The following is a 4,056-nucleotide window of genomic DNA, read 5'->3' as shown; positions in this document are numbered from 1 at the left end:
CGTCACCCATCTCGAACACGAAACGACTCAATGCCAGGCGCTCATCGGTGGTCGTGACCGTCGCCGAGAGGATGTTGACGTGGTGCTCGCTCAGAACGAGTGCTGGCCGTCGGCCTCAACTACGCCGCGCATTCCAGCGAGCTGGGCCTGAAGACGGATGCCGCACCCACGGTGTTCACGCTCTGGCCGAACTCGCTCACCGGACACGAGCAGACCACGTCGTGGCCGCGCGCTCTCAGCGAAGCCGTCGACTACGAGGCCGAGCTCGGCGTGCTCATCGGCTCGCCCGCGAAGGACGCCGCCGAAGCCGACGCACTGTCGCACGTCTGGGGATACACGGTGGTCAACGACATCACCGCGAGGAACATCCAGTTCTCCGAGGCGCAGTGGTCCCGCTGCAAGTCGTTCGACGGATTCACCCCGACCGGACCCTTCGCCGTGACCGCGGACGAGATCGCCGACCCGCAGGACCTCCACATCTGGACCGTCGTCGACGGTCACACCGTGCAGGATGCGAGCACCGACCAGATGGTGCGCTCGGTGGCGAAGCTGATCACGCACCTCTCGCAGTCGCTCACTCTGCTCCCCGGCACGCTCATCTCGACCGGCAGCCCCGGAGGTGCCGGCTACTCGCGCGACCCGCAGATCTTCCTCCGCGACCACTCCACCGTCACGGTCGGCATCGACGGCATCGGTGAGCTCACCACCCACTGCCGGATCACCGACTGACCTCACCGGCACGAAGAGAGGGACGGATGCCGGAGCATCCGTCCCTCTCTTCGTATCCGCGTGATCAGATCTCGATCAGGTCCTCCGACGCGATCACCGGGATCGCCGCCGTGATGGTCTCGAGCCCGGACAGGCGTGCGGGCGAGAGCTGCTTGACGACCTCTTCGCGGGACATCAGACCGGCTTCCACCACCAGATCGGCGACACTGCGGTTGGTCAACAGCGCGGTCTTCGCCAGGGCTGCCGCTGCTGCGTAGCCGATGAAGGGCGTCAGTGCGGTGATGACACCGACCGAGGCTCCCACCATCGCCCCCAGGCGGTCGCGGTTGGCGGTGATGCCGTCGACGCAGTTCACGCGCAGGGTCCACATGGCCTGACGCATCCAGGTGATCGACTGGAAGATCGAGTGCGCGATCACCGGCTCGAAGGCGTTCAGCTGCAGCTGCCCGGCTTCCGCCGCCATCGTCACCGTCATGTCGGCCCCGGCCACGGCGAACGCCACCTGGTTCACGACCTCGGGGATGACCGGGTTGACCTTGCCGGGCATGATGCTGGAGCCCGCCTGCATGGCGGGGAGGTTGATCTCGCCGAAGCCCGCCTGGGGGCCCGACGAGAGCAGCCGGAGGTCGTTGCAGATCTTCGACAGCTTCATCGCGTTGCGCTTGAGCGTCGAGGAGAACGACATGAACGATCCGGTGTCGCTGGTGGCCTCGACGAGGTCGCCGGCGGTGCGCAGGTCGAGTTCGGTGATCTCACGCAGGTGCTTGAGCACAGCGGGCGCGTAACCGGGGTGGGTCGTGATGCCGGTGCCGATAGCCGTGGCGCCCATGTTGATCTCGAACATCAGCGAGGCGTTCTCGGTGAGGCGCGTGTGGTCGTAGCCGAGCGTCGTGGCGAAGCCGTTGAACTCCTGGCCCAGCGTCATGGGCACGGCGTCCTGCAGCTGGGTGCGCCCGACCTTCAGAACGTCGTGGAACTCGCGCGACTTGCCCAGGAACGACAGCCGCAGCAGGTCGAGCTCTTCGAGCAACGAGCGCAGCGTCAGCGAGAGGCCGATCTTCACTGCCGTCGGGTACACGTCGTTGGTGGACTGGCTGCGGTTGGTGTGATCGATCGGCGACAGGAAGGCGTAGTCGCCCTTCTCGCGGCCGGCCATCTCGAGCGCGATGTTGGTGATGACCTCGTTCGCGTTCATGTTGGTCGAGGTGCCGGCGCCGCCCTGGATGACACCGACCGTGAACTGCTCGTGGAACTCGCCGTCGATCACTCGCTGCGCGGCACGATCGATCAGGTCAGCGCGCTCGGGGTCGAGCACTCCGATCTCGCGGTTCGCGCGGGCGCTGGCCTGCTTGACCATCGCGAGGCCGACCACCAGGTCGGGATACACCGAGATGGGTCGCTTCGTGATCGGGAAGTTCGCGTCGGCGCGGGCGGTGTGGATCCCCCAGTACGCGTCGACGGGAATCTCCATGCTCCCGAGCGAATCGGTCTCGGTGCGGGTCGGGGTAGGCGCGGCAGAAGCCATGTCACATCCTCGTGGGTCGTGGCGGGTGAGAAGGGTGGGGGATGCCCCCAGTCTACGCCGCTCAGCGTCCGGGTTTGCGGGAGAAGGCCTCGAGTCGCCCTTCCGGGCTGAGCTTCGCCATGCGCTCCAGCCAGGCCTCGGAGAAGTAGTCGCCGGTCGGGGCCTCGGTCACCGGGACCACGGTGTGCGTGATCGTGTCGGGGTAGACGTGGACGATCTGGAAGGCCTGCGCGGCGTCCATGCCGTTGACCTCGGCCGACGGACACGCGACGTTCATCGTGTAGCACGTCGCCGAGGCGACGCTCACGGGAACCCCGGCGAAAAGGCCGTGAGAGGAATAGTGCAGATGCCCGGCGAGGATGCCGCGCACATCGCTCCCCCGCACGATGTCTGCGAGCTCGTCTTGATGCCGCAGCTCCAGGATGTCGAACAGCGGCAGATGGCTCGGGATCGGCGGATGGTGCATCGCCAGCAGCGTCCCGTGCGGGGCGGGCTCGGCGAGCACCTCCGCCAGCCAGGCGAGCTGACCGTCATCGAGATCTCCGTAATGCCACCCCGGGACACTGGTGTCCAGCGCGATGAGTCGGAGGCCGTCGAGGTTCCAGACACCGGTCACCGGCTCCTCGGTCGGCGTCAGATCCAGCAGGCCCTCTCGCAGAGCCGGCCGCTCATCATGGTTGCCTGCCACCCAGATGACCGGGGCCCGCAGCGCCTCGGCCACCGGCTCGACCGCGGCCCGAAGGCGACGATAGGCGTCGGGCTCCCCCAGGTCGGCCAAGTCCCCCGTGACGACGATGGCCGTGGGGTGCGGATGCACGGTGCGGATCGCCTCCAACGTGCGGGCGAAGTTCTCCTCGACGTCGTAGCGTCCGCCCAGCCGCACTCCCCCGGCGAGGAAATGCGGGTCGCTGACGTGGATGAGCACGTGCGACGCGGGCTCGTGCCTGCCGAAGACGTAGGGAGTGCCGGTTCCTGCGGACATGACATCAGCCTATGGCCGCACCGGCCCCCGCACCGGGCCCCGTTCCGCCGTCGTCAGTGACCGATGACGAGGAGCAGGATGCCGCTCACCACTGCGGCGGCGCAGAGCGCGAAGCAGCCGTAGGCCCCGACGAGGGCCAGCGACTTCTGCCCCGCGGTCAACGGACTCTTGCGCGCGGCCTTCGCCGCCTGCTTCTCGGCGCGCTTGAGCTCCTTCTCGGTGATCACCGTGATGGCGTCCGTGAACTCCGCCGGGCTCACCACCGGAGCCCGACCGCTGCGCACGAGCAGACGCAGACCCAGCGCGTAGAACGTGACGATGGCCGCGGCGCCGATGAGGGCTGCCGCGAAAACCTGGAGGAACGCGAACCAGTCGATCACGACGTTCATGCGGACTCCCCGTTCCGATCGGCATCTGCCTTCTTCTTCGATGCCGCAGACTTGGACGCACCGGCGCCCGCCTTGGCCTCCGCCTTCTTCTTGGCCTTGGCCGCGGCATCCTTCTTCGCCTGCGCCTTCGCCTTCTCCCTGGCCTCGGCACGGGCCCTGGCCTCAGCCTTGGCCTGCTCGATGCGCTGTTGACGACGCGTCGGCGGGGGCGTGTCGGGAAGCTCGATGGCCATGCCGGACTCGGCGACATCACTCATCGCGTTGGCGGGCGTGACGGCGTTGCGACGCGAGCGCATGTACAGACCGAGGATGATCAGGACCGCGATCACGGCGTCGATCGCGACGCCCCAGTTGCCCAGCCAGACCACGAGCAGCGCAGCGAGCGCTCCCACTCCACCGGCGGCGGGAAGCGTCAGCAGCCAGCCGATGCC

Annotated in this window: 3 protein-coding genes and 2 pseudogenes; 1 reads left to right on the top strand and 4 read right to left on the bottom strand. The window is 67.7% G+C overall.

The genetic code is table 11. The annotated features are described in order from the left end of the window. Positions 1-99 precede the first annotated feature (99 nt). Positions 100-729: pseudogene (locus KZA10_RS09060) on the top strand (fumarylacetoacetate hydrolase family protein); the annotation flags it as partial. A gap of 64 nt (positions 730-793) precedes the next feature. On the opposite strand, the gene KZA10_RS09055 reads toward KZA10_RS09060, so the two are convergent. From KZA10_RS09055 to KZA10_RS09040, 4 genes and pseudogenes are all read right to left on the bottom strand, one after another. Further along, the gene (locus tag KZA10_RS09055) at positions 794-2,254 is read right to left on the bottom strand and encodes an aspartate ammonia-lyase (protein WP_055868778.1); all 1,461 of its coding nucleotides are present in this window, start codon (positions 2,252-2,254) and stop codon (positions 794-796) included. A 61-nt stretch (positions 2,255-2,315) separates the two neighbouring features. Further along, a complete protein-coding gene (locus KZA10_RS09050) occupies positions 2,316-3,236 on the bottom strand; it encodes a phosphodiesterase (RefSeq protein WP_218682700.1) in 921 nt (306 codons plus the stop codon). Positions 3,237-3,289: 53 nt separating this feature from the next. Then, a complete protein-coding gene (locus KZA10_RS09045) occupies positions 3,290-3,625 on the bottom strand; it encodes a peptidase (protein WP_218682699.1) in 336 nt (111 codons plus the stop codon). Next, a pseudogene (locus KZA10_RS09040) lies at positions 3,622-4,056 on the bottom strand (inorganic phosphate transporter); the annotation flags it as partial. The pseudogene KZA10_RS09040 and the gene KZA10_RS09045, both read right to left, overlap by 4 nt.

Origin of the sequence: Microbacterium sp. BF1, assembly GCF_019279095.1 — a bacterium.
GTDB lineage: Bacteria > Actinomycetota > Actinomycetes > Actinomycetales > Microbacteriaceae > Microbacterium > Microbacterium maritypicum.
The sequence above is the reverse complement of the archived record's forward strand: the minus strand, read 5'-3'. Positions and strand labels throughout refer to the sequence as shown.